Origin of the sequence: Vibrio sp. 1-Bac 57, assembly GCF_037546855.1 — a bacterium.
In the GTDB taxonomy this organism is placed as follows: domain Bacteria; phylum Pseudomonadota; class Gammaproteobacteria; order Enterobacterales; family Psychromonadaceae; genus Psychromonas.
Map to the genome: position 1 here is coordinate 147,204 of NZ_JALAAC010000005.1, position 26,913 is coordinate 174,116.

General features: G+C 37.2%; 22 protein-coding genes. 9 read left to right on the forward strand and 13 right to left on the reverse strand.

The features are described 5' to 3' along the window. Positions 1–4 precede the first annotated feature (4 nt). From kdsB to MT391_RS05090, 5 genes are read right to left on the reverse strand one after another with little or no spacing between them, the layout of a single operon-like run. Positions 5–796, reverse strand: a complete 792-nt coding sequence (gene kdsB, locus MT391_RS05070; RefSeq protein ID WP_499497108.1) for a 3-deoxy-manno-octulosonate cytidylyltransferase — start codon at positions 794–796, stop codon at positions 5–7. Between the two features lie 2 nt (positions 797–798). After that, positions 799–978: a Trm112 family protein gene (locus tag MT391_RS05075; protein ID WP_166369105.1), complete on the reverse strand. Its 180-nt coding sequence runs from the start codon at positions 976–978 to the stop codon at positions 799–801. After that, entirely contained in the window at positions 972–1,943 is a 972-nt protein-coding gene (gene lpxK, locus MT391_RS05080) for a tetraacyldisaccharide 4'-kinase (RefSeq protein WP_166369103.1), read from the reverse strand. Before lpxK ends, MT391_RS05075 begins: the two co-directional genes overlap by 7 nt. Continuing rightward, positions 1,943–3,694, reverse strand: a complete 1,752-nt coding sequence (gene msbA / locus MT391_RS05085) for a lipid A ABC transporter ATP-binding protein/permease MsbA (protein WP_499497109.1) — start codon at positions 3,692–3,694, stop codon at positions 1,943–1,945. Before msbA ends, lpxK begins: the two co-directional genes overlap by 1 nt. 20 nt (positions 3,695–3,714) lie before the next feature. After that, positions 3,715–6,345 carry a DNA internalization-related competence protein ComEC/Rec2 gene (locus MT391_RS05090; protein WP_499497110.1) on the reverse strand — a complete coding sequence of 877 codons (2,631 nt, stop codon included), beginning with the start codon at positions 6,343–6,345 and terminating at the stop codon, positions 3,715–3,717. A gap of 33 nt (positions 6,346–6,378) precedes the next feature. Here MT391_RS05090 and MT391_RS05095 point away from each other — a divergent pair, with 33 nt between their 5' ends. Both MT391_RS05095 and MT391_RS05100 read left to right on the forward strand, forming a co-directional pair. Beyond that, on the forward strand, positions 6,379–6,897 hold the full coding sequence (locus MT391_RS05095; RefSeq protein WP_166369097.1) for a DUF2062 domain-containing protein: 519 nt from the start codon (positions 6,379–6,381) through the stop codon (positions 6,895–6,897). Between the two features lie 571 nt (positions 6,898–7,468). Further along, the gene (locus MT391_RS05100; protein WP_499497111.1) at positions 7,469–8,104 is read left to right on the forward strand and encodes an outer membrane beta-barrel protein; all 636 of its coding nucleotides are present in this window, start codon (positions 7,469–7,471) and stop codon (positions 8,102–8,104) included. Between the two features lie 126 nt (positions 8,105–8,230). On the opposite strand, the gene pepN is transcribed toward MT391_RS05100, so the two are convergent. Together pepN and MT391_RS05110 are read right to left on the reverse strand one after the other, a co-directional pair. Beyond that, positions 8,231–10,846: an aminopeptidase N gene (gene pepN, locus MT391_RS05105; RefSeq protein WP_499497144.1), complete on the reverse strand. Its 2,616-nt coding sequence runs from the start codon at positions 10,844–10,846 to the stop codon at positions 8,231–8,233. 189 nt (positions 10,847–11,035) lie between these two features. Then, positions 11,036–13,786 (reverse strand): bifunctional acetate--CoA ligase family protein/GNAT family N-acetyltransferase, encoded by a 2,751-nt coding sequence (locus tag MT391_RS05110; protein ID WP_499497112.1) that lies wholly within the window; start codon positions 13,784–13,786, stop codon positions 11,036–11,038. A gap of 257 nt (positions 13,787–14,043) precedes the next feature. Here MT391_RS05110 and MT391_RS05115 point away from each other — a divergent pair, with 257 nt between their 5' ends. Then, a complete protein-coding gene (locus MT391_RS05115) occupies positions 14,044–15,387 on the forward strand; it encodes an MATE family efflux transporter (RefSeq protein WP_499497113.1) in 1,344 nt (447 codons plus the stop codon). Positions 15,388–15,600: 213 nt separating this feature from the next. On the opposite strand, the gene MT391_RS05120 is transcribed toward MT391_RS05115, so the two are convergent. Together MT391_RS05120 and MT391_RS05125 are read right to left on the reverse strand one after the other, a co-directional pair. After that, entirely contained in the window at positions 15,601–16,452 is an 852-nt protein-coding gene (locus MT391_RS05120; RefSeq protein WP_499497114.1) for a hypothetical protein, read from the reverse strand. Between the two features lie 32 nt (positions 16,453–16,484). Beyond that, a complete protein-coding gene (locus MT391_RS05125; protein ID WP_499497115.1) occupies positions 16,485–17,414 on the reverse strand; it encodes a LysR family transcriptional regulator in 930 nt (309 codons plus the stop codon). Between the two features lie 262 nt (positions 17,415–17,676). Between MT391_RS05125 and MT391_RS05130 the strand changes: the two genes are divergently transcribed. Next, positions 17,677–18,675 (forward strand): NADP-dependent oxidoreductase, encoded by a 999-nt coding sequence (locus MT391_RS05130; protein WP_499440129.1) that lies wholly within the window; start codon positions 17,677–17,679, stop codon positions 18,673–18,675. A 295-nt stretch (positions 18,676–18,970) separates the two neighbouring features. Beyond that, positions 18,971–19,654, forward strand: a complete 684-nt coding sequence (locus tag MT391_RS05135; RefSeq protein ID WP_499497116.1) for a haloacid dehalogenase type II — start codon at positions 18,971–18,973, stop codon at positions 19,652–19,654. Positions 19,655–20,061: 407 nt separating this feature from the next. Here MT391_RS05135 and MT391_RS05140 read toward each other — a convergent pair whose 3' ends face one another. Beyond that, a complete protein-coding gene (locus MT391_RS05140; RefSeq protein ID WP_499497117.1) occupies positions 20,062–20,685 on the reverse strand; it encodes a LysE family translocator in 624 nt (207 codons plus the stop codon). 1 nt (position 20,686) lies between these two features. After that, positions 20,687–20,878 (reverse strand): DUF1127 domain-containing protein, encoded by a 192-nt coding sequence (locus tag MT391_RS05145; RefSeq protein WP_166369077.1) that lies wholly within the window; start codon positions 20,876–20,878, stop codon positions 20,687–20,689. 287 nt (positions 20,879–21,165) lie between these two features. Between MT391_RS05145 and MT391_RS05150 the strand changes: the two genes are divergently transcribed. Further along, positions 21,166–22,581, forward strand: coding sequence for an aminotransferase-like domain-containing protein (locus tag MT391_RS05150; RefSeq protein ID WP_499497118.1), 1,416 nt, complete (start codon positions 21,166–21,168; stop codon positions 22,579–22,581). A gap of 209 nt (positions 22,582–22,790) precedes the next feature. Then, positions 22,791–23,603 (forward strand): phytanoyl-CoA dioxygenase family protein, encoded by an 813-nt coding sequence (locus MT391_RS05155; protein ID WP_499497119.1) that lies wholly within the window; start codon positions 22,791–22,793, stop codon positions 23,601–23,603. Between the two features lie 252 nt (positions 23,604–23,855). On the opposite strand, the gene MT391_RS05160 is transcribed toward MT391_RS05155, so the two are convergent. Then, on the reverse strand, positions 23,856–24,374 hold the full coding sequence (locus MT391_RS05160; RefSeq protein WP_499497120.1) for a TetR/AcrR family transcriptional regulator: 519 nt from the start codon (positions 24,372–24,374) through the stop codon (positions 23,856–23,858). Positions 24,375–24,574: 200 nt separating this feature from the next. On the opposite strand from MT391_RS05160, the gene MT391_RS05165 reads away from it, so the two are divergent. Both MT391_RS05165 and MT391_RS05170 read left to right on the forward strand, forming a co-directional pair. Then, positions 24,575–25,201 (forward strand): glutathione S-transferase family protein, encoded by a 627-nt coding sequence (locus MT391_RS05165; RefSeq protein ID WP_499440118.1) that lies wholly within the window; start codon positions 24,575–24,577, stop codon positions 25,199–25,201. Between the two features lie 215 nt (positions 25,202–25,416). Then, entirely contained in the window at positions 25,417–26,109 is a 693-nt protein-coding gene (locus MT391_RS05170; RefSeq protein ID WP_499497121.1) for a cupin domain-containing protein, read from the forward strand. Between the two features lie 311 nt (positions 26,110–26,420). On the opposite strand, the gene MT391_RS05175 is transcribed toward MT391_RS05170, so the two are convergent. Then, on the reverse strand, positions 26,421–26,720 hold the full coding sequence (locus MT391_RS05175) for a 2OG-Fe(II) oxygenase (protein ID WP_166369065.1): 300 nt from the start codon (positions 26,718–26,720) through the stop codon (positions 26,421–26,423). Positions 26,721–26,913: the final 193 nt, after the last annotated feature.

Below are 26,913 nucleotides of genomic sequence, written 5' to 3' on the forward strand. Positions count from 1 at the left end.
AGTGTTATGACTCCATAGAGTGTTGGGTTGCGTTTGCTAAAACATCAATCACACGTTGTAGATCTGCAGCGGTATCAACACCAGCAGGTGGTATTTCACAAGCGACATCGACGTGAATTTTAAAACCATGCCACAATACACGCAATTGCTCTAATTTTTCAATGACTTCTAATGGTGAAACCGACAGTTCCGCATATTGTTTTAAAAAACTAACTCGATAGGCATAAATACCAATATGGCGTTGTAAATGCGTTAAATTGACTTGTTTAGCCTGTTGATTTTGTGGCGTAAAGTTATCTCTATCCCACGGCGTTGTTGCTCGACTAAAATATAATGCGAGATTGTTTTTATCGGTCACCACTTTGACCGCATTAACATTAAATGCATCCTCTTGGTCGGTGATAGGCGCACTTAATGTTGCGACACTGGCCTGTTGATTAGTAAATAAATTATTGGCCACTTGCTCTATAACAACCGGCGGAATAAGTGGTTCATCACCTTGCACATTGACAATAATTTCATCATCGGCAAACTGATAAATAGCACAGACTTCAGCAAGTCGATCAGTTCCTGACTCATGGTCAGGAGACGTTAAACAAACATCGATATTTTGTACATTGTGTAATACATCCACAATACGTTGATCATCGGTTGCAACAATAACTTGTTTTGCTCCACTCAGCAGAGCTTGATTTGCAACGCGTTCAATCATGGTTTTACCCAAAATATCAGCCAGTGGTTTCGCTGGTAAACGTGTTGATTGATAACGGGCAGGAATGACAGCAATAAATGACATAGTTATTCCTCGTCCGCACTCAATCTTCGAGCTTCAACATACAATAAAGCCGGAATTCCGTCTCGCACGGGATAAGCTAAATGATCAAATTTACAGATTAATTCATTATTAACTTTGTCATAAGCTAATTTACCTTTGCACACTGGGCAAGCAATAATATCCAGTAATTTAATATCTAACATTTTGATTCCTTAATCTGTTTTAATTTTTCTAAAAAAGGCTGAGTAAAGTCAATGGATAGTTGTCCATCAATAGGTAAATACCACCAATTTGGTTGCGCAAATGCAACACATTTAACGGCATCTTTTTCTGTCATCAATAGTGGTAGATTAGATTCAAATTGTTTGAAATCTTCTTCGCTATAAGGATGATGGTCAGCAAACGCCACTTGTTTTCTAACACTAAAACCTTGTTTTACCAAGGTATCAAAAAAACGCGGTGGATAACCAATAGCGGCACAGGCATTGACCTCTTGAACGGATAAAGAAGAAGCCTCTCCATTCACTTTCTTAGCAGCAGATGGTGCTAATAACATTGTGAATTCACCTGCGTGCTGTTCACCGTTATTAATAATAAAATCTACACTATTTAGGCGACTAGTTGGTTCTCTTAATGGCCCCATCGGCATAATATGCTGGTTACCGTAACGACGTTTACCATCAACGACTACAATTTCAATATCTCGCTGCAGCGCATAATGTTGAAGACCGTCATCGGTAATAATGACATCAACATCACAATGTTGATTAAGGTAAGCCGCAGCATTTGCGCGTACTGGATCAACCACCACCGGAATATTTAAACGTTTGTGGATTAAAACAGGTTCATCACCCGCTTCTTTTCCGGTGGTATCCATGTTCACTGACAAAGGATAACTGTTGGCTTTACCGCCATAGCCTCGACTGATCACACCGGGTTTATAACCTTGTGCCATTAATAACTCACACAAGCTGATCACAAAAGGGGTTTTGCCATTACCACCTACGGAGATATTGCCAACCACCACAACGGGTAATGCACTTTGATAACTTTTTAACCAACCTTTTGTATAACAATAGCGACGAATAACATTAATACATTGCATTAACAACGCAAAAGGCCATAGGCTCCATGCCCACCAACGTGTTGGTTGATACCAAAATGGCATTACAACTCTCCCGATGCTTGCATCTGGTTTAAGCTATGATAAATCTTTCCTTGTGCTAATAATTCTGCGTGCGTACCTTGCTCTACAATTTTACCATGGTCAATAACTAAAATTTGATCGGCATGTTCAATGGTAGACAAACGATGCGCAATGACAATCGAAGTTCTGTTCTTCTGTAACTCATCTAATGCAGATTGTATATGACGCTCTGATTCAGTATCTAGTGCTGAAGTTGCTTCATCTAAAATCAAAATAGGTGCATCACGTAATAACGCACGAGCAATAGCTAAGCGTTGGCGTTGACCACCGGATAACATCGCGCCATTTTCACCAATAATAGTGTTCAGTCCGTCAGGAAATCCATTAATAAATTCCATCGCATGGGCAGTAGTTGCAGCATCAACGATATCTTGTTCAGAGAATTTACCTTCACTGGCGTACGCAATATTATTAGCAATAGTGTCATTAAATAAATGTACATTTTGAGACACAATAGCAACTTGACTACGTAATGAGGTTAAACGATATTCTTCTATATTTTTACCATCTAATCTTATTACACCGGAGTCAATGTCATAAAATCGAGTTAACAAATTAGCAATGGTCGATTTACCACTGCCAGAGCGACCTACTAACGCCACAGATTGGCCTGATTTAACTTCAAAACTGACTTGATTTAATGCTGGCTTTTCAGCCGTAGGATAAGTGAAAACGATATTATCAATACTTATATCACCCTTCACTCGTTCAGCGTCATATGTTCCTTCATCCTTCGCTTGTGTCATGTCTAACATATTGAAAAGACTGGTACTAGCGGAGATACCTTTTTGAATTTCGTTGTTAACTTGCGTAACATTTTTAATCGGTTTCATTAACGCCATCATAGAGCTGATGATCACCACAAAAGTACCCGAAGATAGCGTATCCATGATTTGCGGGAAGGTAGCAAGATAAAGCACAAACGCTAAAGCAAATGAGGCAATAGTTTGAATGACAGGAACACTAATCGCATTTGCACTGGCCATTTTCATATTTTGAGAACGTACCGTGTTACTGACTTTTTTGAATTTTTCATTCTCGACTTTTTGACCACCAAACATCAAGACTTCTTTATGTCCTTTTAACATTTGTTCCGATGACGTGGTTACTAGGCCCATCGCATTTTGTAAGTTTTTACTTATTTTTCTGAAACGTTTACTAACGATATTAATAGCAATACCCACGATCGGTGCAACTACAAAAAACACTAACGATAATTGCCAACTTTGATAAAACATTAACCCTACAAGGCCAATAACAGTGGCACCTTCACGGAAAATTTTAACAAGAGCATTACTGCCCGCGTTAGAAACTTGGCTTGCGTCATAGGTGATTTTTGATAACAAGTCACCGGTATTGGTTTTATCAAAAAATGAGATAGGTAGCAGTATCAACTGTGAAAAAAGCTGTCGTTGTAGCTTCATCACAACATGTGTGCCTACCCAAGCCATACAATAAGAACTCAAAAATGCAGATACACCACGTAGTCCAATAATAATGACAACGAAATAAGGCATCATTTCTAGCACACTTGGATCTTTACCAGTGAAACCATCGTCGATTAAAGGCTGTAGGGACCAGATAAGCGCCATATCAACTGCGGCGTAACCTACCATGCCGATAATCCCACCAAATAACGCCAGTTTAAATTCTTTAATATAACTCACTAGTCGCTTTAATATCGACCAGCCGTTTTCTTTATTCTCTTTCATGAATACACCAAATAAGCCATTTACAATGCAAGATGCCGATGATACCAATAAGCGGCAAGATCTTCTCTATAAGTTTTTACTTCAATGTGATGATTTTGCACATTAAATCGAATAAATCCAGTATTTGCTGTGCTTAAATGCTTAATTCCTAACTGTTGATAACGTTGTACCACTTGCTCAACAGGGAAACGCCAACGATTTTTGTACCCTGCGGAAAACACCACCCATTGCGGGTTAACTTGCTTTATAAATGCCAAACTTGAGGAGGTATTACTGCCATGATGTGGGGCGATTAGAATATCAGCATGTAAATTGTTAACATTTTTTTCGGCTATTGATTGACGGTTTTCGACTATTAATTTTTGTTCTACAGCTTTACTGATATCGCCCGTTAGTAGCACCCTATTAACACCGTCACTGACCTGTAATACACAGGAGTTATTATTGTTATTACTCCCTACTGATGAAGGAGATAAGGTAGTCAACGTTAATTTACCTAACTGGTGTACTTGACCACTGAAACACTGTTGATACTGTGTATGACGCTTATTTTTATGTTTTTTAGATAGACGGTTATTAGTTTGGTGACTATGAGTTTGAGTTTGAGTTTGAGTTTGATTCATCAAGTCAGCTTCACCCGCATACGCTTTTTTTATATCAAGGTTATCTTGAATGACTGCCCTTCCCCCCGCGTGGTCATTATCACTGTGGCTAATAAAAAAATAATCTAACTGCGTGATGCCACGAGCTTGTAAATAAGGTAAGACAGTGCTCTCTGCCACAGCATAACTACCACCATAACTTGGCCCTGTATCATACAATAGAGTTTGGCCATTACTGTAAATAAGGATTGCTAAGCCTTGTCCAACATCAAAAACCTCTAGTTGCCACTGTTGCTCATTTTGCCATCTTTGTTCCACAACTCTAATGCCTACAAAAACTAACAATATTGACGGTAATAACCACATTTTCGTTTTAGTGATATTAAAAAAACGGTGTATCAAGTTTAATAATAAAAATAATGAACTGAAAAGAATGAAGGTTAAGATCAATACAATATGCAATTGAGATAACGTCACATATCCCGCAGACAGTATTGAGAAATAATCGAGAAAATGGCTAAGAAATTGGTCACTAATTGAGAATAGAGCTACCCCGACGGGCTCTATTAACAGTAAAAACATTACACCGAGTAACGTTAATGGAATAATAAACCAAGAAAATAATGGAATAGCAATGAGGTTAATCGGTAGTGCATAAAGACTAATTGCTGAAAAATTAATTAATTGAATTGGCAACATAAATAAGGTTAGAACTAACTGCAATAGTAATAAACCTTTAATGGTAATGAATAATCGTTGTAATTTGACCTTATACCATGAATTTTTCTGTTCTGTAGTTTCCTGAGGCCGTTGCAATAGCCAAATAAATGCCAATATCGTACTCATGGCCATAAAAGATAGCCATAAACTACTGCTCAAAATGGATAATGGATCCAGCAATAAAATGATCCATAAGCATAAAAGAAGTAAATCCAATAGGCTAATTTTCAATTTACTTGAGAGTACTAACACACTGATTAACAACATCAATAATGCACGCTCTGTGGGTAAAGAAAACCCGGAAATATAGCCGTAACTTAAACACACTAACAACCCGACCGTGTTCACTAAACGCCAGCAAAACCAACCTAAATATCTGACAGGTAAAAGTTGCTTAAATACTGCATTTAAAATAACCGTAGAAAATATAAACAACAACCCGATGTGCAATCCTGATATGGCAAATAAATGGGCAATTCCAAGTTGTTTAATCAAGCTTTTCTCGTGCTCATTTAATAAACTTTTATCGGCAAAAATAAGTGCCAGTAAACTCCCCTGCTGTGGCAGCTCGTTTGTAGCTTGCATCACTTTTTGATATAAGCTTGCCCGTATTGATATACGCTTATCAATAACTTGCATATGTTGTTTAATATTCGCAATGTAAGCGATGTGCTGTGAATAACGCCATTTTTGCCGATCAAAACCATGAGGGTTAGCTTTGCCTTGTAACGCTTTTAACCTCACTTTGAATTGGTGCACTTGGCCCGCTTGAACTTGCAGGTTAGGTTTATACCAACGCATTTCAACTAATGGGCAAAAATCACAACGTTGTTCATTGATGGAAATAATACTTGCTATAAAATAACCAGTATTTTTTGTATTGATTAATGATTTAACCCTGACAATTATGGTATTGTCTTGTTTGCTAAGTGTAGAAGAGGTCTGACTTACTTGTTGCTTATGTTTCTTAATGTTTGAAATATTATTTACTAATTGATGATTCCCTGGTTCAGAATTGGATAGTGAAGTACGCGAAGTTGACTGCAGATGAGCTAAATCCTTTGCTAATAAAGGTATTGCTAACAGATCATTGGCAAGTAGCGGTTTATAGTTAATGGATTCAAAAGACCCGCCAAATAAACTAACGTAACTAAAAAGGCTAAAATAAAGTGCTGTAAATGGCAAAATTGCCAAATACCGCCACTTTGGCCAACATAAAAAAACAAAAATACACAGCGCACAACTGAATATACCACTATAATTGACTAATTGTGGCCAATACAGAGTGGTAACAAAAACAGCGATTGAGAGCCATATTGTTATTCTCATTTTTTCCCGTTTACAAAGATAAAGTTTAATTATATGCCAAAAAAATTTATTAAACGTTTTTCCCCTAATCCAGAAACATTAAAAGCCCACCCGCATTTAAAACACTTTGGCGCTAAATTACAAAACCCCAATTTATGGCATATAAATAGGCGAAGTGCAGCAGGTGCAGTTGCCGTTGGATTATTTTGTGCGTGGATGCCGATCCCTTTTCAAATGTTACTTGCCACTTTTGTGGCGATGTTTTTTTCTGTGAACTTACCAATATCAGTTGCTCTGGTTTGGTTATCTAATCCATTCACTATGCCGCCATTGTTTTATGGCGCTTACCGTTTGGGTGCATTTATACTGCAACAACCTTTAATGGACTTTCATTTTAAACTTTCATTTCATTGGATTATTAATGCCTTAGAAACCATTGCACCGGTTATGTTTTTAGGTTGCTTTATTCTTGGTTGTATTAGTGCATTTGTTGGTTATTGGGGCTTTACCGTATTCTGGCGTTATAGTTCTGCACAGAAATGGAAAAAAAGAAAACGTACGCCAAAACGTTAACTTGTCTATTAAACTTTGAACCTAAAGTAATAACCTAACGATTAAATTCTATGCCAAAAATATCATTAAGCTTAGATGACAATCGCTAAAATAATATTCATTCTCAATATTTGGTTGAAATTTTCTCGCATTTGTTACTTGAATTGAAGACTAAATAATCACCAAGTTTATGCGATTTCGCTTAATACAAATAGATGGATTGATATGCCACTTCCATTTAATCTTGTCTTGGGATAATTTAATTCTTGTCTTAGGATAACTTGCAATAATAGAAGTGAACGCTGTCATTGTAATAATAAATTACATTTTACAGTTCGGTTCATTTTGTGCACTTCAAAGCTAATTATCAAATTTTGAATTCAAGTATTAACTGAACGCTAATAAAGCGCTCGAGTTTATGGATTATTTAATTTATTCTATCTCTACATCAGCATTGTCAATATTATTGAATATTTTTTATTGTTCTCAATGCTTACTCATTATCGGTTAGCCCTAATCCTTCAACTTTAGTTGTTTTTAATAAAGTCAGTTATTAGTGATGATCTTCAAAATTTTAACATTGGAAACGCCCATGAAAATGTATCAATACATAATGCCTACTTTACTACTTAGTACTTTTTCATTGCCTACTTTGGCAGAAAGCCTAAGCACGGAAACCTTAGCTAGTAACGATTATGTGACCATTACAGGCTATTTAGGCGCTCGTCTCAATCAAGATATTAAGAATGATTACAGTGGGCAAGATGTTGATATTAGTTCTGAGCTCGCGCAGGCCATCTCTCTCGGCTGGTATTACGCTAAAAACGCAGAGGGTGAGTTAATATTTTCTAATAGTAAGCAAAACTTTTCATCTCCAAATGACTTCGATATTGATGTTTATGTGCAATACCTACACGTGGGTGGCAGAATATTATTTAGAACTAATTCGCCATTCTCTTCGAGCATTGGATTAGGAATGGGCGTAACTCACTTTAATCCATCGGGTAGTCGTTATGATGCAAAATTTGCTTTTTCTGGTAGCGTTTCAGCGGGTATACGTTATCAATTGACTGAGCAGTTTGCACTACGCAGTGATTTACGTGTTTATGGGACCTTTTTAGAAAACAGTGACGAGATGTTTTGTGATAATGGTAGCTGTTTATTAGATGCTTCTGATCATCTGTATGTCGACGCAGAATTATTAGCGGGCATTGAATACAAGTTTTAAAGATCTATCCTTCGATTCTTATTTCTACAAAAAAGCCTTTCTAATTTAGAAAGGCTTTTTCTCAAATTTGATTACTGTACCACTACAAGTGAGCGTTTTTAAAATAACAGCTTAGCAAATGTAAGTTTATTTTTGCGCTAATGCTTTAGTCACTTTTTCGTACAGATCAACAGCCAAATCAGGTAATGCGAGTAAGCGATTTAACTGTACTTTTATTAGCTCAATACGCTTTTTATCAAGACGTTTAAATTGAGTTAATGGCGTTATCAAACGTGAAGCGACCTGTGGATTTTGACGATTAAGTTTAATCAATTGATCCGTTAAGAACGCATAACCACTGCCATCAATATTGTGAAAGCGATAAGTATTATTCTGCGAAAATGCCCCCACTAAAGAGCGTAATCGATTAGGATTATTAAAATCAAAACTACGATGCGTAAATAAGGCTTCGATATTATTAAGTGCATTATCTGAAGGAATGCTAGCTTGCAGTGCAAACCACTTATCCATCACCAAACCATTCTCAAACCATTTATCATCAAAAGCCTGCATAACAGCTTCACGGCAAGGTAATAAACCATTGTTAGCGGCAGTTAACGCACCCAGATAATCGGTCATGTTATTACAATTTGCAATTTGTGCTAACACATATTCATCTGCTAATTGTTTATCAACACGGGCAATGAAGGTTAACGCTAAATTTTTCAATTTGCGTATCGCAATATCATTAATATCGGGCTGATAAGCTTTTAACTGTTTATGGCGTAAATAAGTATCTACAAACAACTCATGCAACTGTGTTGCAATCTCTTGCAGCATAAAATCACGTGCTTCATGAATAGCATCCACATCAACTACTTCAAACAGCTCTCGCGCACCATTTTCACTAGTAAAAGTAAACATATCAGCAACTAGAGAAGGATCTAATGTTTCACTAACTAGTACAGATTTGAATCCATCAATGAAAATAGAAGGTAATGACAGTGTTTGACCTTTGTGTAAGGCACGTACATTACTTACTAAATATTTATTAAATAAGGTTTGCCCTGCATCCCAACGAGAGAACTCATCGGTAGCAAAGCTCATGATATCTAATAACTGCTCATCACTATAAGCATATTGATATTTAACCGGCGCAGAGAATCCACGGAATAAACATGGCACCGGGTGACTTTGAATATTTTTAAATACAAAGGTTTGCTCTTTTTGAGTCAAACTTAACACACGATTCTTTTTACCCGCTAATAATTCAATTGAATTACCATTGCTATCTAGTAACTCGATATCGATAGGAATATGCAGTGCGAGTTTTTTGCTTTGGTCTGCAGTTGGCATCGTTTTTTGCTTAAATGTAAGCTGATAGGTGCGATTAGTCGCATCATAATGATCAGTAACAAAGACATTAGGCGTACCCGATTGTGAATACCAACGTTTAAATAAAGTGAGATCAATACCACTTGCATCTTGCATTGCAGTAACAAAATCATCACAGGTAACGGCTTGACCATCGTGGCGTTGCACATACAATTGCATACCTTGTTGGAACTTTATTTCACCTAATAGCGTATGTAACATACGGATAACTTCTGAACCTTTTTCATACACGGTTAAAGTATAAAAATTATTCATCTCCATCACACTTTCAGGACGAATTGGGTGAGACATCGGCCCAGCATCTTCAGCAAACTGATGGTCACGCATAGTCATCACATTAGCGATACGATTAACACTGCGGCTACCTAAATCAGAACTAAATTCTTGATCTCGGAAAACCGTTAACCCTTCTTTTAAGCTTAATTGAAACCAATCTCGACAAGTAATACGGTTACCTGTCCAGTTATGGAAATACTCATGTCCAATAACCGCTTCAATGCCCAGATAGTCTTGGTCTGTTGCGCTTTGGGAATTAGCTAATACAAACTTAGAGTTGAAAACATTTAACCCTTTGTTCTCCATCGCGCCCATATTAAAGAAATCAACGGCAACGATCATATAGATATCTAAATCGTATTCTAAATTAAAACGTTGCTCATCCCATTGCATGGATTTTTTAAGCGAGATCATCGCGTGTTGTGTTTTGTCTAAGTTGCCTTTATCAACAAACAAAGCCAATTTCACATCGCGTCCACTTTTTGTTACGTAACTATCTTCTAAACAATCAAAGTCACCAGCTACCAATGCAAATAAATAAGCAGGTTTAGGGAATGGGTCTTGCCAACAAACAAAGTGACGACCGTTATCGAGCTCACCTTGGTCTACTTGATTACCGTTAGATAACAAAAAAGGATAAAGCGTTTTATCTGCAATCACTTTAGTCGAGAATTTAGCCAACACATCGGGACGATCTAAGTAATAAGTAATACGACGGAAACCTTCAGCTTCACATTGTGTACAGAAAGCATCACCCGATTTATATAAACCCTCAAAAGCTTGATTCGCTGCGGGGTCTATTTCAGTATTGATTTCTAACTTAAATGACGCAGGCAGGTTGTTAATGTTCAAGCCTCCTTCAACCAATTCAAAATCAGTATAATCAACATCATCAACTAAAATAGAAACTAAATTTAGTGCCTCACCAAATAAAAATAAAGGCGTGCTCGCTTGGCTAACACGTTCAACACGACTAACGGCTTTGACCTTTGTTTGGTTATCAAACAAATCGAATTCAAGGTCAATACTGGTGATTGTATAATCTGATGGACGGTAATCACTTAGGTGTTTTTCTTGTGGATTTTTTTCTATATTCTCTGCTACGAGAGAGTCGACTTGGCTCATTATTTATACACTCTTAAGTCTGGGGAAATAATACGCTTAATATACAAGAAGGCTTACTATTTACTAAGCCTTATTTGCATAGAATCTTGACACACAATGATCTAAACATTGAATTAGTCATGTTAATAGGTTGAACTAACATCTAATCTCGGCTAATCAGACCGAAGGACCTTTGTTTAGTTCCATATGCATATTAATCACCCCTTCTTCTATATCTCTTTCTGTAGAAAAGCCTAATTTTTTGGCCAATGTTGCCATGCCTCGATTACTCAGCATGGTCATTCCAGCCAGATATTTAGTACCTTTTGATGTTTGATAACTAATTAATTTATTGAGCAGAACTTTACCTAACCCTAACCCTTGCATCTCGGAACTAACCACCATTCCAAATTCAGCTTCGGTATTATCAGGATCAGTCGAAGCGCGAATCACGGCTAACGTTTCTTGCTCTTCAGAGCCTATTAAACGTACGGCAATAAAAGCCATTTCTCGCTGATAATCTATTTGCGTTAACATCGCCATCTCTTCGTGAGTCATTGATCCTCGTTGTGAGAAATAACGTTTGTATCTATCTTCTTTGGTTAACCCATCATCAAAAGTTTGATGCCTGACTTCATCTTCAGCTTTAATCGGGCGAACTAATACCTTCTGACCATCTTTGAGCGTGACTACCTCTTCTAATTGCTTTGGATAAGGGCTAATAGCAAAACGATTAGCTAAATTATCGCTATTGTTAGCGTTAGTGCGAGATAATTTCACTTGGCTATCAACGATGATCACATCACTGCCAGAAACTAATACCGGATTTAAATCTAAATCGTTAATTTCTGGATTATCCAACAACATTTGAGATATCTGCGTCAACATCAAACATACCGCTTGCATATCAAAGTCCTTAGCATGTTGCTTCACTTTGATTTTTTTATCCTTAATACCTTGAATCACTAGGTAACGTGCAAGCGCCATATTTAATGGAGGTAAAGCAACCACTGCATTCTCTAAAGTGGTTTGTAAGTCACGCGCATCGCTGTCCTGTGATATAGCAATAACAGGACCAAAAATAGCATCTTGCTTGATCATGACTCGTAGCTCTAATGCTAGTCCAGACGCCACCATTTTCTGTAACGTAAAACCATTTAATCGCACATCAGGCAAAGCGGTTTTAATACGTAATTTAATGGAATTTAAGGCAGAGTCTAATTCTCTGGCGTTATTAATGTTTAACATCACACCATGCACTTGAGATTTATACTGAATATCAGGTGAATTAATTTTTACCGCCAATGGATAACCAATAACTTTTGCTTTTTCGATAGCATCTTCAATATCTTTAGCGATAGCGGTATCAATGGTATTGAGATGATAAGCGTCTAATAAAGGTTTAGTGAAGTAAGTATCCAATTTAACGTTTTGTGGCAATAGTTGTCGATCATGATCTGAAAACTCACAGGTCGCCTGCAGTTCAAAACGCTGTTTAATGTACTCGGCAGCGATATCTGCTTCGTAAATTAAATGATCAGGCAATGTTGTTGGAGTTTCCATTAATAACTTTTTATTGCGACGATATTGTACTAAATGCATAAAAGCGGTGATCGCACCATTAGGCGTACGAAATGTCGGAATTTTTGCATTAGCAAACATTTGTCGCGCCGGTTTAGCCGCTTCTTCTCCAGTCCAATTGGTTAAAATATTAATCTGTTTACGCTTTGGATGCTGCTTAATTACATCAATAATAGCTTGAGCTGTCTCTTCACTATCAGATAAAGCAGAAGGTGAATGCATGATCAGCACAGCATCTACTTTATCATCATCCATTAAATGCCCTAATGCCGTAGCATATCGCTTAGGATCCGCATCTCCAATCATATCAATGGGATTATTATGCGACCAATTCACTGGCAAACATGCATTTAATTTATCCATTACAGTGTCGTCTAGTTCCGCTAACCGGCCCCCTTCTTCCACTAAATTATCCACGGCTAAAACGCCTAAGCCTCCGCCATTACTAATAATGGCAAGGCGTTCCCCATGTAAATAATTGGAATAGGCAAGTGTTTCTACTGCGGCAAATAATTCGTGTAAATCATGTACTCTAAGCATGCCGGCACGCTTAATTGCCGCATCATAAACACTATCATGGCCAAAATCACCGCGACTATGCAACGCCGCTGCTTTAGCGCCAAGTACTGAACTACCTGATTTAATCACCAACACCGTTTTATGTTGTGCAATAGCGCGTGCCGCAGATATAAAATCGCGCGCATTATCAATATTATCGATATACAGCAAAATAGATTGGGTTTTAGGATCTCTAGCTAAATAATCTAATAATTCAGCAAAGGAGATATCTTGTGCATCACCTATAGAAATAAAAGCAGAAAAACCGATACCTTTGCTAGTTGCCCAATCTAATACCGTGGTACAAACCGCCGCAGACTGGGAAATAAAAGCAATATTACCCGGTAGCGCATTACAGTGCGCTAAACTAGCATTCACTAAATTATGTGGATTAATGATACCTAGGCTACTCATGCCTAGCAGACGAATTTTATGTGTCGCTGCAATATCATAAATACGGGTAGAAACGACATGGTCGCTTTCGGTGGTAACAATAATAGCTGCATGGCAACCTTTAGCAGCTAATGCTTCCAATATTTTTGGAATGCGAAACTCATTAGTACAGATCACAGCCAAATCTGGCACAATTGGTAAGTCACTTACCTGTTTATAAGCAAGCACACCATGTACAGAAGTATATTTAGGGGTTACAGGCATAATAGGTCCGTTAAAACCTGCAGCTAATAAGTTATTCATCACTAAATAACCCGCTCGCTTAACATTAATAGATGCTCCGATAACGGTGATCGACTGCGGATTAAAAAAGTGTTTAAGTAACTGCAAACTCATAGAAAACTCGCCTCATATAAACATTAAAAATAATTGCTATTTGTTATCATTCACGACAGCCAATCATGAGCAGCGGAATAAACAGATTGTGTACATAAAAGTAAAAATATAACGGCTATAAGTTTACCCTTTAAAACGAATCCTGCTGTGTTTTTTAAACAAAATCAGAGCCATATCATTTAAATATTTTACGAATTCATTTGCTCACTTTGAGTACTAAGCTTACACTCGCCCTTTTGCCCTGCTCGGAGTGATTTGTGCCTTTTATTATTGAATCTAAAAAAATTATTAAACTCAGCTTACCTATATTTATTGCACAGTTTGCACAAACTGCAATGGGGTTTGTAGATACAGTAATGGCAGGTGGAGTAAGTTCAACGGATATGGCCGCAGTAGCCATCGCATCGAGTATTTGGCTTCCTTGTATTCTGTTTGGAGTGGGTGTGTTGATGGCCATTGTGCCCTTAACTGCACAAGCACATGGTGCAAACGATCTGCTACAAATCCCTAAAACAGGGCAGCAAGGTTTATACCTGGCATTATTATTATCTATTCCAATAGCCGTGATTTTATTTAACGCCGGCTTGTTAATGAATATAATGGATATTCATGATTTATTAGCGTCGATCACCGTACAATATTTGTATGCTATGATTTTTGCGATACCTGCTTTTTTGCTATTTCAGGCCCTGCGCAATTATATCGAAGGTTTATCGCTAACCAAACCAGCAATGGTGATTGGATTTTTAGGCTTGATCGCAAATATTCCACTTAACTGGATGTTTGTTTACGGAGAGTTGGGTGCGCCAGCTTTAGGTGGTGCGGGTTGTGGAGTCGCCACTGCAATAGTGTATTGGTTGATGGCATTTGCATTAGCGAGTTATGCTTTTTATACAAGAAAACTAAAGCATTATCCTCTGTTTAAACAATTTACAAAACCCGACATCAGACATCTATTGTCTATCACTAAGTTAGGATTGCCTGTCGCCGTTGCTTTGTTCTTTGAAGTCACCATTTTTGCCGCAATAGCGGTCTTAATTGCACCACTAGGTGCTAATATTGTGGCCTCCCATCAAATTGCGATTAACTTCTCAAGCATGGTCTTTATGTTACCAATGAGTATCGCTAATGCGGTTAGTATTCGTGTTGGCTTTAATCTTGGCCAAAAAAGAAACGAAGAGGCAAAACAAGCCAGCTATGCAGGACTTGCTATTGGTTTAGGTCTGTCGGTAATAACAGCGTTATCTACTGTTATTTTTAAAGAAAACATTGCCTTATTATATTCAGATAACCGAGCAGTTATCGACCTAGCTATTACGCTGATTCTTTTCTCTGCTATTTACCAATGTGTTGATTCGATACAAGTAGTGGCAGCCGGCGCATTGCGTGGTTATAAGGAAATGACGGCTATTTTTACACGTACTTTCATCTCTTACTGGGTAGTTGGGTTACCACTGGGTTATATCTTAGGCATGACTGACTTGTTAGTTTCGCCACTTGGAGCCAAAGGATTTTGGATAGGTATTACGGTTGGTTTAACCGTAGCTGCGATCCTATTAGGTCAACGCCTATATACGGTACAAAAGCATCGCTTTGCCTAATAACTCGAATAAGAGTGGTTAGTTTAAAAGGTGATAAACTAAAGTTATAGCAATAGTGATCGATATAGTTATTAAAGCAAAAGCCTAATAATTGGCATTGATGAATAATACTTTAATCAATGCCAATATTTTTTAAATCACCTTTCGACATTTGGTTTAAGGTTTAAATGGGCTTAATCTTTAAAAGTACTTATTACATAAATTTACTTAATGTTAAAATGGGCTTAGCCCTTTAAATAACTGCCACGTCATCCTATAGACTAATAAACAAAGTAATAACAAACTGGCTAAGATAATCCCTATCACAGACAGCGTTGATAATAAATTCAATCCCCCTGTTAAACCAGAATCCCATTCACCACCTAAATATTGATAAAATCCTTGTACTATTAGGTAAATGACCAGTAAAAGTATCAACCCGCTCCACGATCCTTTTAGGTCCTCCTTTGAAGGAGATAAATGTAAACTGATCGCAGCACATAAATAAGCCCAAGTAACAACATGATAAGGAGAAGTTAAATAAGCACTTTTAAAGAAGTAGAAAAGGTCACTGCTTAAAGCAAGTAGCGAATGCAATTGAAGGGAATATAAGTCGTTCAGGAGTGCGCTTTTGATTATAAGCAATAAAGTACCGCTATCCTCTAACATTAACAATGTTAGTAAATAAATACAGCCCAGCCCGCCGAATAAAGGTGCGATACCAATCAGGAAGTTACCCAACACTTTCCATAATTGACGGTTATCATAAGAGTGTGTCACATAACCTAATGTACCACGTCGGTCAGGATTAAATAAAACCATCCGCTGAATTTTATGACCAAATAATACACAACATAATGCATGACTTAGCTCATGAACAGGCGTGCCAATCCAAGCACTGATATAAATGAGTCGGCCACTTAACATGTTATTTGCCAATATCAATATCGATTTTTGTAAAAGAAAGAGGATCCCTACCAATACAAAAAACACACCCACATGACCGCACAAGGTAACTAACTGAGTCATTGACCAAGATAACCACTCAACCGAGAGACTATTTATAAACTCTAGAAATGCTGACATTAAATTGTGCCTACTAATAAGTTTGGTTACTTTTAACGTGATACTTGCCCGGAGTCTACTTGATAAGCTTTAATCCTTGCCACCAAAAAATCTATTGCCGCTTTTAACTTAGGCACTTTATAACGTTGTTTTTGATACAGTAAATATATGCCTAAATTAGGGTTCTGAGTTATGACTAAAGCAGGTTTTATTGCTAACTCGATTAATTCACCGGATTGTAAATAATGCACTAACGCCCAACGAGGCATCATTAAAATACCTTTACCAGCAATAGCTTTCTTTAATAACCAGGGTCCATGATTAGAAATTAACACGGGTGGCGCAGATACATCCTGCCATTGTTCATTAATTTCACATAACCATGGTGTTGGTCCATTTGGGGTTTTAAAATACAACCCATGATGTTGCTGCAGGCTTAATGCGTTATTAGGATAACCGAAGCTAGCAATATAACTTTCTGCACACACGGCAATAAAATCATTATCCATTAATCTGATCGCCACAACACGTTCATCGGGGGCGTAACCGCCTCGAATCGCGATGTCAACTTGATCTCTTGCAAGTGTAGATAATTCATCACTTAAATTAACATTCAAGGTTATTTTCGGGTACAAACTTGAAAACTCATCTAACAGAGGTAATAGAATTTGTTCACCAAACCCAACCGTGGAACTAATATTTAGTACTCCCATGGGTGTACTTTGATATGAACGCACAGACTCATCGGTTATTTCCAATGATTTTAAAATTTCACTGACTTGTTGGTAATAACGCTGACCAATCTCAGTTAATGTCACCACGCGAGTCGAACGCTTTAATAACGTAGCACCGAGACTCTTTTCTAAATCAGCAATCCGTCGAGACAGAGAGGAAGGCGGAACAGAAAATACGTCTGCAGCCTTAGTGAAACTTCCTGCATCAACAACTTGAACAAAATATTTAAGGGCACGTAGCTGGTCCATAAGATTCCTAGAATGTTTTAGTGTTTGGCTTACTTTTTAAGGTACTTTTTATGTGTATATATCTATTCATTGCTCAACGAAATGAATACCGCTCAGGATTGAATTTTCTAATATCAAGTTCAGATGCTATCAATCTATTAAATATATTTATTATTGTCTTTAAGACAATAGTAAATACTAAATTAGCTACTATATCTTACTGTTTAAAGTTGCCATAATGATTTAAAGCAATACGTTCAATCTTTAATAAAAGGAACATACAATGACAACATTTACAGCCATTAACTTAGTTAAACGCCCTCAAGGCGGAGCAATAGATTCTTCATTATTTGATGTAGTACAAAAACAAATACCAAGCGTTGCACCGGGGCAAATTTTAGTAAAGCAAAATTACATGTCATTAGATCCTGCTATGTTTGGTTGGATGAGTCCGGACACTAATAGTTATATTCCACCCGTTGCATTGGGTGATGTAATGCGTAGTTCTGGCATTGGTGAAGTCACCGTTAGTAATCACCCCGACTTTACCGTTGGCGACCGAGTAATGGGTATGATGGGATGGCAGGAATACTGTTTAAGTGACGGCCAAGGTCTTAACAAAGTAACAGCTCCCCTTCCTGATGAAAGTATTTTATCAGTGTTCGCGCTACCAGGTTTAACAGCTGTACAGGGTTTGTTTAATGTAGGTAAACCTCAAAAAGGCGAAACCCTAATCGTTACTGGTGCAGCAGGATCAGTAGGCTCTATTGTTGGCCAACTTGCAAAAGCCGAAGGCTTACGTGTGATTGGTGTGGTGGGTAGCCAAGAAAAAGCAGATTGGATTGTTAATGAATTAGGATTTGATGCTGCCATCAATTACAAAAGTGATGATTTAGATGCTCAATTAGCTACCGCTGCACCCGATGGTATTGATTTATTCTTTGAAAATACCGGGGGCCCTATTCAGCATTTAATCTTCGATCGAATCAATGCGCATGGGCGAGTAGTTGTTTGTGGTCTAATTTCAGATTATCACAACGAAGTACCCGCAGCAGGACCAAGTTGGTTAAATATCATTAAACGTCGCATTACTATTCAAGGTTTCACTATGCCTGATCACTTTCATCAAGTACCTGAGTTATTAGAAAAATTAACTCCCTATGTGATGGCCGGAAAAATAAAACATCGCACGCATTTATTGGATGGATTAACCTCTGCCATTGATGGTTTGAATCTTTTCAGCACCGGCGCTAATAAAGGCAAGTTGATCGTTAAATTATAAAAAAGCTGAAATTATAAAAAAGCTGAAATTATAAAAAACTTGAACTATAAAGAGCTTAAATTATAAAGCTCTTTGATTTGTTACTATGGGCTTAACACGGGCTGAAGATTACATTTTAATTGGCAATGAGTAATCGCCAAATCCCAAATGTAACTGCTTTAGATTTGCCGCACACTTTGCATGTGTGGCTTTTTATTTGTATTGTTTAGCAAATAATTAATTAAGTTAACTTTCAAAGTAGAACCAACTGAACCAATTGGAAGAACTGAAACCATTAAGCTAAAGAGGAATAACGATGACTCGCAACACCATATTATTTGATATCAATGAAACCGTGCTTAATTTAAATTTATTAAAACCTAAGTTTGCTCAAGCCTTTGGTGATGAATCGGTCACCGCACTTTGGTTTTCTACCCTATTACATTCATCAACGGTAGCTTCATTAACCGGATTAAAAACTGGTTTCGCAGCATTAGCCGCTGATATTTTAGATAACATAGCCGCCCGAAAAGACATTAATTTATCGGCTAGTGACCGAGATGAATTGCTTGCAACTTTCGCTAGCCTAGCGGCTCATGATGATATAAAACCTGCATTAACACATTTACGTGAGCAGGGTTACCGCACTATTGCTTTCTCAAACTCATCATTAACCTTAATTAACAAACAAATACAGAACGCAGGGTTAACTGATTACTTTGATGAAGTTGTTTCCGTTGAAGAAACCGGTAGCTTTAAACCCGATCCTAAGGTTTATCAATTTGTGGCTAATCACTTAGGGCAACCAATTTCATCGCTACGTTTAGTGGCGACACATGATTGGGATACACATGGTGCAATGTCAGCAGGTATGATGGCGGCCTATATAGATCGTTCTGGTGCCCCTTATCACCCGCAATATTTGAAACCAGCTATTGAAGCCACCAATATGAAACAAGTGGTTGAGCAAATAATCAAAGAAGACAGTGTGAGTAAATAATCTGAAGCAGGCAATCTGAAGCTGCTAATCAGTAGCTTCTAATTGGAAGCTTCTAATCGGAAATAAGGAATCATACAAAAGCCAATAAAAGAAATTAATAAATAGCCTCTAATCATTTTTTAAATCTATCTTTATTAAAAACCACCGGTTCATATTTAACTGAATCGGTGGTTTTATATTTCAAGAATATTATTGAAAATACTCAATACTGTTTTATAGCGTCTGACATTCACGTCATATTTCCTGCACATAATTTACTTATGATTTAAACCCAAGACTCACAGAAAAATCCGTTTTAATAGCACTAGTGTTAATAGTTAGAATGGCAACAGTAAAATAGCTATATATAAATATTGCCACTACAGTTAATTCTTGATCTTGAGTCGAATAATAATGTGCTATTTAAACTAATTTAAAATGAAAAATAGCGTGCCTACTGTCAATCCACCCATTACATAGTTAAAGTGTTTTTTACGTTTTGGCGTGGTTAATAGTTGAGAAATGGTTACACCGAGATAAGCCCAAAGACTAATTGCAACAAAACCAGTGATAGCAAAACAGAGCATGATCCATAATCCAGACTCAATATACTGCTCTCCTGCAATCGTAAAGCTACTGATACTTCCAACACACATCGCCCAAGCTTTTGGATTTACAAACTGAAAGCAGGATGCTGAAAACATACTCATTGGTTTACTCTTAATATCTTGGTCTTCAACTTGTAAAGGAGCTAGCGTTGTAACCTCTGTAGAGGCCGTTGTTATTTTCCAAGCAAGCCAAAATAAATACAATGAGCCGACGATTTTTAATGCTTGATATAATTCAGGGTAACGCTCAAACACAACACCAAAGCCTAATAATATAGATGCTAATAAACAGGCAATGCCAATCACAATACCAAAAATATGCGGTAAGGTTCTTTGGTAACCAAATTGGGCGCCAGAGGCAAGTAACATAACATTGTTAGGACCTGGCGTTACCGACATAACAAATGCAAACACGGCAATAGCCAACAATAATGACGAGTCCATATTAGCCTCCCTTCAGTAGATAGAGAAAATGGCTAGCAGCAAGATTAAGTAACTTATTTTTATTTAATTCTTGTGCGATCTCAGCTTTAGTTCGCCCTATATCCTGAAGTATAAAATCAGGTAAATTTTGTAATTGTTTACGCGTTTTATAAAGTTTGATCAGCTTTCCTATTTTGTTTATTTTATTCTCCATACCCATCTCCTTAACAATTACTGTGAATATTCATTGTAAACAAGCCGACAACTCAATACAGATCCAAATAAAATTACTTTATAGATACAGATGACCAATATAAATGACTGTATGGATCACAATGCATTAAACTGTATGGTTATAATTTAATATTGACGGGTATATTAATACAGATAGAAGTATCATAAATGTATCAGTCCGTTTCTATTGAGCTAGAAACAATAAATTGTATTTAAGATTTATCACTTAATGATTGAAATCGATATTAATAGGAAAGCAGGGATAGCATGAAATTATACGATAAAGTCGCAAAGGGCTTACGAGAAAATATTCACAATGGTTTGTTTGTCGCCGGAGATAAATTACCTTCAATTCGTCAACTGGTTGCAGAGCATAGCGTCAGTATTTCTACCGTACAACAAGCTTATCACCAGCTTGAGATGGAAAACTTAATTGAAGCCCGCCCTAAATCTGGCTATTTTGTTGCCTATAAACCGATCGCTGCCACACTGCCAGTGACCTCTCGCCCAGCCCAACGCCCAATCGAAGTCTCACAATGGCAACAAGTACTAGAAGTACTACTTGCCAAAGAAAATGTTTCAACAGTACAACTACAACATGCAATGCCTGATATGACAGTACCCAGTTTAGCGCCACTATTAAAAAAGATGACCTCACTGATGCGACACCAAGCCTCACTGAGTTTACCCTATGGTAATATTGAGGGCTCCTTAGTGTTACGAGAACAAATAGTTAAGCTCGCGACTTATTCGGGCTGTGCACTGCACCCTGATGATCTGGTGATCACTTCCGGTTGCCAAGAAGGTTTATCCGTCTGTTTACGTTCCGTTACAGAACCTGGTGATATAGTTGCCGTTGAATCACCGAGTTTTTATGGTTCAATGCAAGCCATTAAAACCGCCAACTTAAAAGCTATTGAGATTCCAACTAATGCTGAAAGTGGATTAAGCTTAGAAGCTTTAGAGCTTGCATTAGAACAATGGCCAATTAAATCTATTTTAGTGACCCCTACCTGTAATAACCCAATGGGTTACAGCATGCCAGAAGCGGCGAAAAAACGTCTATATCAGCTCGCTCAGAGTTATGATATTACCATCATTGAAGATGATATTTATGGTGATATAAGTTACCAATCTCCTCGTCCAAAAAGTATTAAATCCTTTGATGAGGATGGCCGTGTTTTATTGTGTAGCTCATTTTCTAAAACCGTTGCTCCAGGGATCCGTGTTGGTTGGATCGCACCCGGTCGTTATCGAGACAAAGTGACCCACGTAAAATATGTAAGTAGTTCAATGTGTCCAACTTTACCGCAATTAGCGATAGCAGATTTCATCAAAGGTGGCGGTTATGAACGGCATACCAGAAAAGTACGTTTACTTTATAAACAAGGGCGAGATCACCTTATTCAATGTATCAAACAACACTTTCCTAGTGATACACGTATCAGCTATCCGGAGGGAGGTTATATTCTATGGGTAGAATTGAATAAACGTTATGATGCGGTCAAATTGTCGACGCAGTGTAAGCAAGGTAGCGTCAGAATTGCTCCGGGTATTTTATTCTCTGCTACGGGTAAATATAGACACTGTATGCGTCTTAATTTTAGTGAAAAAACAGAATTAGAACGTGAACAGGGTATAAAACAACTTGGTCATTATATCGCTAAACAAGAACAGGATTAAGCTTGTAACTTCTTGGGATGTTTTGTTGCAGTATTTTGTTGCAGTGTTGGCATGATTAGTTTTTTGATTTTAATTAATTTGCAGTTATTATACGCACCAATTTAGTTAGCTAAACATTCAGAATCAATGATTAATTAGCCATTAACTAATATCCGCTATATCTGTTATTTCTTAAATATACTTTTATTCGATCGAGGCACTGCTCGTTAATGGTCAACAACACTCAAGACATGAAACAAACATATGACCATCAAGGTTACTTTGTGATACGTAACTATTTTAATGATGCTCAAATAACTGCGCTTAGAGAAGTAATTTTAACCTTTCATAATGCATGGAAGCAGGCCAATAAAAGGTTTTACCAAGAAGAAGCATTTAACTCGTCACTCATTACTGGCAGTGAGTATCTAAATGATGATGATCGAGTTTCTCTATTTAATTTTATCAGTTCAAATAAAATAATGGACATTGTTAATGCAGTGATCCCTAACCACCCTGCTTTTATGAATACTCAATTGTTTTTTAATCCATACAATCAACAACAAGAGAACTTTTGGCATCGAGACTGTCAATATGATCACAATCTTGCCGATCAACAAAAAGCGATTCAAGAAACACAAGTTTTGCACCTTCGCGTACCACTATTTGACGAACCAGGCATGGAGCTTGTTCCAGGGTCCCATAAACGCTGGGATAGCACTGAAGAATTAGATGTACGATTAGCGCGTAAAAGAAAATTTAGCAGCGATGCTTTATCGACAGGTAAACAAATTGAATTAGCAGCAGGTGATCTATTAGTATTCTCTGCGGATATGATCCATCGTGGAATATATGGTTTAGATAGGTTAGCTTTTGATATTTTAGTATTTGATTCAGCAGGCGATTTTGTAGATTATGTTGATGATGACTGTTTGCCCAATCAACAAATGTTAAAAGAAATAAATAACCCTAGTTTATTTAACAACACCCTAAGATTAAAAGCATTACAGTTAGCCAACCACAGCGACGAAGTTATCGTTTAAAAAGCACACTTAACAAGAGTTCTGGGGATCAGTTCCGAAGATGGGTTTCGTAAATTAATTCCGGAGAAGCCAACTAGTTAACACAACTAGTCTGACACAAAGGGCTGATGGCTATTTTGGTTATGCAGTTCCGTTAGTTTTGCATAGTTCAAGGCGAATTATTGAAGCAATAACTGGTTATTGAGAGATTATTTAACGAAGAAATCTGCGGAAATAACGATGTTGTATCGCTTTGCTTATCCAAAATTGAAGTTATTTAGTTAGCAACTTAAAATAACTATGATCATTCAGTGCCTTACTGATCATCATTCCTCCTTCCAACACACTCATTGTCATGATAGCTGCATAAGCTGGATCTTGTTCATTATTTGCGCTATGTGCTGTTCGCAACCAAGATAAATTTAGTTCGAAAAAACGTTTAACTTCTAAACGCACTTTATCGGGTAAACTTTCACTTTGAGCACCTAATAAACCACATAGACACATTTTGTCATCCTCTAAAAGTGCCTGTCGAAAAAGGTCAGTATAAATATCAATAGGATTTTGGCCTTTTTCTTTAATCTCGTTAGGCTCACCTAATGCAGATAAAAAAGAATTAGTATATTGATGAGCAAGCGCGGCACCTAAATCAGCTTTAGTTGGAAAATGGTAATGCACACTGGCACTTTTAATGCCAACTTCAGTCGCCAGCTCTCTAAAGCTAAAATTATTATAACCACCAAGACGAACTTTATTTTCCGCCGCTTTTAAAAGTGCTTCTTTTTTACTCATTCTCAAATTTCCTATTAATTAGAAATAAATTATCGGCCAGTCGATCCTTATTTACAAGGGGTTTTAATGCTTTAGCTGCATTCTATTGTTAACTCATATTATTTTAAATGTTGACTTGAGGTAAACTTCATAATATAACTTACCTATCGGTAGATAGCTAAAGTAAAAACATTGTAGTATAAACTTATAAAGGAAACACCATGAAAATTTATGACGTAGCAAACTTCCCTAATCCCCTTCGTGTTCGTATTGCTTTAGCAGAAAAAAATGCGCTAGATAAGGTTGAGTTCATCCCAGTTGATATAATGAATGGCGAACACCGTAGCGACGCCTTTTTAGAGAAGAATCCGCAGGGCACTGTTCCACTGCTTGAATTAGATGATGGCACTTATATCTCAGAATGTTCCGCCATCATTGAGTACATTGATGCAGAATTTTCTGGCACTTCATTAACCGGTACAACGCCAAAACAACGTGCAGTAATTAGTATGATGCAAAAACGTGCGGAGGAAAATGTATTGGATGCAGCTGCTACCTACTTTCATCATGCAACCGATGGCTTAGGTCCAACATTAGAAACCTATCAAAATGCAGAATGGGGTCAGAAGCAAGGTAAAAAAGCACTACACAATATGGTTTATTTCAATAACGTATTAGCAAAATCAGATTACGTCGCCGGCGATACCTTTACTGTCGCTGATATCACGTTATTTGCAGGGTTAATTTTTGCAGGGTTCGCACAAATTTCTATCCCTAGTGAATTAACATCTTTACTGCAATGGCAAGAAAAGCTGTCAAAACGAGCAAGTGTTATGACGGTATGTTGATCTTTAACGATTTTTTCATACCAGTATTTTAATACCAATGATACTAACTATATTAGCTAACATAGTTAGTATGCCTTACTTTTTATTAGATATTTAAACTAACGTAAACACATGTTTTACATGTAAAAAATAACAAAAAAAGTGATTCAAGCCAGTAAAATAGGTGCATCGCTATTATGATTGGTTTAATTTAAGAATCGAAAATAGGAATGAAAATGAAAATATCAGCAGATTTTAGCCAACGTAAAGTTGTACATAGCGAATCACTTGAATGGCTGTCATCTCCGATGATAGGTGTTAATAGAAGACCGCTTGATAGAGTTGGAGATGAAGTTGCTCGAGCGACTACTATCGTACGCTACGCACCTGGAAGTGAATTTTCTACACATGTACATACAGGTGGTGAAGAATTTCTGGTACTTGAAGGCACATTTCAAGATGAACATGGTAGTTTTCCAACGGGATCATATATAAGAAATCCCCCACAATCTAAACACCAACCTCGTTCAGAAACAGGTTGCATAATGTTAGTTAAGTTGTGGCAATTTCAACCTGAAGATAGAACTCATGTGCGATTACAAACACAATTTATGGGGCAAGTTGCACACCCTGATCATAAAGGAGTCTATGTAACCCCACTTTACAAAGATAATTATGAAGAGGTAAGTTTATTGTATTTTTCGCCTGATAGTGAAGTCAATATGAAGGTTGAGGGAGGTGCAGAATTACTAGTACTCGCAGGCGCATTATTAGAGCAGAACGATAAATTAATAAAACACAGTTGGTTACGAATACCGGTAAAGGGAGAGTTTAACGCAAAAGCCGGTCTTGATGGAGCAAAAGTATGGATAAAAACAGGCCACTTAACCGATGTTGATAAACAGATAGAACGGGTTGAGAAAGTATAATTAGCCTGAAATACAACATGAAGAATTTATTAAGTTATAAATTAGAGCTATTCACAGTTGCCGTTGAGCACTTAGATTCAGATCATAAGTAATTAACGTGAAAGCTAACTGGTAAATATTTACTGATCTACATTTTAGTAAAGTACAAAAAAGTAAACATAAGCACAGTTCCAGACTAAACAAGATAATTTTACAAGCTCAATGTACAGGTAGAAGTGTCAGTGACTTTAATCATGTTGCTAATTGAGCTATTTCTAATTAAAGCCACGTTGCTAATACACTTACATCTTTCAGAGCCTTAGTGTTTCCACCTAAACGTGTAAAGCAAAACTGAGTAATACTCGCTTACCGGATTCAATTTTTGAAACGCTATGGGGGTATAAATCAGGGCGAAATAAATAGATGCGGTTGGCTACATTAATAATACTCTTAGCACACTTAAACACCCCTCCCACCTTAGGCTGTCGTAATATAAAATTAAGTTTGTAATAACGTCCTTTTTCTACCAAATCAATATGTTCCATCACACTGTGGTTAATAGGGTAAGTGACATAATTAATAGAAAATAGTTTACTACTAAATATGCTCTTATTGGTGACTGTGTTGGTCATAATTCCTCAATTGATATCGATTTAGTTGTTGTTCTTATTTAGGTTATACAGTAGCGATTTAAATTGCAGTGCCGACTTACTTTGCAGTATCGATAACATTAAAAATGTGTTGGAAATGATAATGATCCAATAGACATTTTTAACCTGAACGAAATGAAACTAACATGAAATAGCAATAACTTACAGTCATTGA

Bases quoted from the DNA above. Each gene is read 5' to 3' on its own strand.
- kdsB (WP_499497108.1), bottom strand. From the start codon at position 796: ATGTCATTTATTGCTGTCATTCCTGCCCGTTATCAATCAACACGTTTA.
- MT391_RS05075 (WP_166369105.1), bottom strand. From the start codon at position 978: ATGTTAGATATTAAATTACTGGATATTATTGCTTGCCCAGTGTGCAAA.
- lpxK (WP_166369103.1), bottom strand. From the start codon at position 1,943: ATGCCATTTTGGTATCAACCAACACGTTGGTGGGCATGGAGCCTATGG.
- msbA (WP_499497109.1), bottom strand. From the start codon at position 3,694: ATGAAAGAGAATAAAGAAAACGGCTGGTCGATATTAAAGCGACTAGTG.
- MT391_RS05090 (WP_499497110.1), bottom strand. From the start codon at position 6,345: ATGAGAATAACAATATGGCTCTCAATCGCTGTTTTTGTTACCACTCTG.
- MT391_RS05095 (WP_166369097.1), top strand. From the start codon at position 6,379: ATGCCAAAAAAATTTATTAAACGTTTTTCCCCTAATCCAGAAACATTA.
- MT391_RS05100 (WP_499497111.1), top strand. From the start codon at position 7,469: ATGAAAATGTATCAATACATAATGCCTACTTTACTACTTAGTACTTTT.
- MT391_RS05110 (WP_499497112.1), bottom strand. From the start codon at position 13,786: ATGAGTTTGCAGTTACTTAAACACTTTTTTAATCCGCAGTCGATCACC.
- MT391_RS05120 (WP_499497114.1), bottom strand. From the start codon at position 16,452: ATGTCAGCATTTCTAGAGTTTATAAATAGTCTCTCGGTTGAGTGGTTA.
- MT391_RS05125 (WP_499497115.1), bottom strand. From the start codon at position 17,414: ATGGACCAGCTACGTGCCCTTAAATATTTTGTTCAAGTTGTTGATGCA.
- MT391_RS05130 (WP_499440129.1), top strand. From the start codon at position 17,677: ATGACAACATTTACAGCCATTAACTTAGTTAAACGCCCTCAAGGCGGA.
- MT391_RS05135 (WP_499497116.1), top strand. From the start codon at position 18,971: ATGACTCGCAACACCATATTATTTGATATCAATGAAACCGTGCTTAAT.
- MT391_RS05140 (WP_499497117.1), bottom strand. From the start codon at position 20,685: ATGGACTCGTCATTATTGTTGGCTATTGCCGTGTTTGCATTTGTTATG.
- MT391_RS05145 (WP_166369077.1), bottom strand. From the start codon at position 20,878: ATGGAGAATAAAATAAACAAAATAGGAAAGCTGATCAAACTTTATAAA.
- MT391_RS05150 (WP_499497118.1), top strand. From the start codon at position 21,166: ATGAAATTATACGATAAAGTCGCAAAGGGCTTACGAGAAAATATTCAC.
- MT391_RS05155 (WP_499497119.1), top strand. From the start codon at position 22,791: ATGGTCAACAACACTCAAGACATGAAACAAACATATGACCATCAAGGT.
- MT391_RS05160 (WP_499497120.1), bottom strand. From the start codon at position 24,374: ATGAGTAAAAAAGAAGCACTTTTAAAAGCGGCGGAAAATAAAGTTCGT.
- MT391_RS05165 (WP_499440118.1), top strand. From the start codon at position 24,575: ATGAAAATTTATGACGTAGCAAACTTCCCTAATCCCCTTCGTGTTCGT.
- MT391_RS05170 (WP_499497121.1), top strand. From the start codon at position 25,417: ATGAAAATATCAGCAGATTTTAGCCAACGTAAAGTTGTACATAGCGAA.
- MT391_RS05175 (WP_166369065.1), bottom strand. From the start codon at position 26,720: ATGACCAACACAGTCACCAATAAGAGCATATTTAGTAGTAAACTATTT.